The sequence below is a fragment of the Ectopseudomonas guguanensis genome (assembly GCF_900104265.1).
In the GTDB taxonomy this organism is placed as follows: domain Bacteria; phylum Pseudomonadota; class Gammaproteobacteria; order Pseudomonadales; family Pseudomonadaceae; genus Aquipseudomonas; species Aquipseudomonas guguanensis.
In genome coordinates, this window is the sequence record NZ_FNJJ01000025.1 from 1 (window position 1) to 3,031 (window position 3,031).

Annotated in this window: 4 protein-coding genes; all 4 read right to left on the reverse strand. The window is 48.5% G+C overall.

What is annotated here, in order from left to right; genetic code table 11:
• Positions 1–407: 407 nt before the first annotated feature.
• Positions 408–809: a hypothetical protein gene (locus BLS61_RS23255; protein WP_244158004.1), complete on the reverse strand. Its 402-nt coding sequence runs from the start codon at positions 807–809 to the stop codon at positions 408–410.
• A gap of 29 nt (positions 810–838) precedes the next feature.
• Positions 839–1,864, reverse strand: coding sequence for a hypothetical protein (locus BLS61_RS23950; protein ID WP_244158005.1), 1,026 nt, complete (start codon positions 1,862–1,864; stop codon positions 839–841).
• Positions 1,865–2,070: 206 nt separating this feature from the next.
• Complete coding sequence (locus tag BLS61_RS23265) at positions 2,071–2,478, reverse strand: hypothetical protein (RefSeq protein ID WP_090435422.1); 408 nt, start codon at positions 2,476–2,478, stop codon at positions 2,071–2,073.
• A 9-nt stretch (positions 2,479–2,487) separates the two neighbouring features.
• Positions 2,488–3,031, reverse strand: a 544-nt coding sequence (locus BLS61_RS23720; RefSeq protein ID WP_167358774.1) for a hypothetical protein, incomplete at its 5' end; no start/stop codon positions are given.

Consider the following 3,031-nt stretch of genomic DNA (forward strand, 5'->3'; position numbering starts at 1 on the left):
GCAGCGCTGGTGTAATAAAGCCCCTCCCCACGACTGGAAACCGCGTCGTTAAACCGCTCACTAAGTGAGTAGCTAAACAAGCCACTTTCCTGAAGAGAAAAGGGGACAGATTTATTTCTTCAGGCCAAGCACAGCCCCGAAAATAAATCTGTCCCCTTTTCTCACACATGCTTCTTTGCTTGCTCCATCAATACATCCAGATAAAAAAGATAGTCCTCGTCAGCGTAAAAACAGGCTGAGCGATTGTTCCCTCTCTGAATCAGATGAACTGAAACGCCTGGCAATGATATGCGTGCTCGACGTGGCATACAGACCTCCTTCCATGGAATTCCATAACCCTAGACCAATAAACGTGGTCTGTCCCCTATTGTTACCTCCCCCTTTTGGACCAAAGAAACAACCCCAACTTAACGGCTAGAGCCCCCCTCAGAATCCATGAATGAGCGATACTTATTAAACACATCAACAGCCGCTTTATCGCCCTCTACAAGCCTTTCATAAAAGACAGGATCCTCTGCCCACTCCTTAAAGACCAAGGAGCTAGAAGACTCTTTAGTCCCTTGAGGAGAATATGAAAGCATCCAACACTTGGAGAGCCCACCATCAGATAATTCAAAAAAATCCATAGCTACTGGCTTAGGATAATCATCCCCCTCATCTAAAAAAATATAAACCAGAGGAGCATTATCCCAAAAAACAACCCCATAAACAGTATATTCCTTACCCAAGACAAGACCAAACTCGCCATCAGGATAATGAATATACTCTTTGAGCCTGCTCAAAACATCCGCATCTTTTATGTCGTACAAATTATCTATCCTGCAAATAACTTTCATAATCAGTCAGACCCGGGATGCTTATAAGGAGGATTTATAGGAGGAACTGATGAATCATTTCCCCATGGCTTAATATTTTCCACGCTATGCTTTTTGAACTTAAAATCCATTAGCTCGCCGGTTTTTGGATCACGAACATAGTGCACCACAGAGTCCTGACCATTTGCTGATTTTACTTTCAGCTCAACCTTTTCCATTCCCTTAAATTTAGGATCGTTAAGGTTTTTTATGATCACTACTCCTTGACCTTCCTTAGCCGCTTGAAGGGCCATCTGATCCTGAATACTTTTAGGGTGTCGACTCCATTGATCTATATGAGATGCTGAACTCGCTGCATTTTCTTTTGCACCTAGAGACTGATTCAGCGGAGGTGTCATTTCACCAGCCGCCGATCCTGTCTTCGCCGGCCCTGCAACCTTCGGCGTATCGGTTGATGATGACTTGCCGCCCGCTAACCCTCCCAGAGCAGTAGGATTTATACCAAACGGATTAAACCCTTGCTGATCAAGAAAGTGACCAATCTCCGACAATGCCCCTGGCTTGCCCTCTAGCGCCGCATTGGCAACCTGAGTTGCAACCCGTGGCCCGGAGCTTGACCATTCATTTATGTTGTTTCGTAGGAACTCATCTGTAATGCCGGTATTGTCGCGCTGCCACAGCTCGCTTAGTGCGCGGGACCCCATATCCAGTTCGTCACGAATTTGCGCGCAATCCGTTGTACAGGCCTTCAACCGAGCACGATTTGCTGCGTCTCGCTTCCGGAATTCTGCTCGGACCTCCTCACAGTCCCCCTGACATCCTTCCAGCGCCTCTCCTAGGTCATCTACATCCTGATGATTGAGGAAGTTGTACTGCGTAGCATTCCCCGCCACCTGCGCCCCCACTTGCAGCGCCTTCTCCTCCCCTCCCTGTGCAGCAGCAGCCAGCACTCCAATCACCTGCGAGTTCATCACCAGCAGCGCTTTTCTGTCCTCAATGCCCATTTTCTCGTACTGGGCATCCAACTCAGCAACCAGCAGCTCGTTCACACCGGCTGCCAAGGCTCCTGTCTTGAAGCCACCGCCCATGGCCTCAGCGGCGAGACCGCCCATCACAGAACAATAGGGGACAGACCACGATTTACGAATTAATCGTGGTCTTTCCCCTATTGCCTATAAACGTGGTCTGTCCCCTATTGTTCTCTATTACGGCGGAGTGAAATAAATAGCCCCGGCAGTGCCGGGGCTATTTATATTCAGGTGAACTCTATTTTGCATTCTGACAGCGGAAATGAGCGACCATCCGAAATAACAAATTGATCCCCCTCTATTCGAGCAAGGAGTAAACCAAGCCCCTTGCCCCCCTCTTCCATGTCCTTTCGCCAGCCGGCAAGATCGCCGTGATATATGGCAGCATGAAAAAGCGGGCCACCTGGAGGTGTAATATCGCACCCAGCCTCATTGATGCCGCCACAAGTTGCATTAGGTGGCTCAGTAAAGCAGGTTATGTTCTTAAACTGCTTTCTGAACTTGTTCTTCCCGTCATCGGAGAAATAAATAGCCTCGCGAGTAGATGCACCATCAGTTCCTGGAACAACCCTGGCATCTGCTCTTTCCAGCTTTCCACCAAGTATCCGCTCTAACCCTTCAAGTTGATCGCTCATGACGCAACCTCAATTCTTCACTGGGGTAATCACAAACTTAAAGTTCGTAACACCCGCCTCTGTAAACACTTTCGAATACTGACTAGCCAGCTCTGGGCTATTCGTATGATAAATAACGCCACCCTCAAAACCTGACGAATATTTCTTTGCCTGATCCACCATCTTGGTTTGCTCTGCAACCGACCAAGGTTTCGAACCTGAGGAGCTAGTCGGGTTCCGAATGGAACTCCCCCAATCCTCTACAAACTTAGCCTCAACAGCAGTTCGCTTTCCATCAATAATCGTTACGTTATCAGCGACACCATTTACTCGCTTTCCGTTTATGACTGTTGTGTACTGACGTTCAGCATATGGAACACTTCCATATATATCTCGCACACCACTTTCATAGCTCTGTGCCTTGTCGATGGCTCGACCGCCGCTGATGGTCACGGGCTTGGTGGTTTCTAGAGCCTGACCAGTTCCTTTTGCACCATTCCCCCCCACAGCACCAGAGTCCGTTTTGGGGACATTCAGCTTCCCGTCAACGGCCTTGGCAACACGATCAACAACC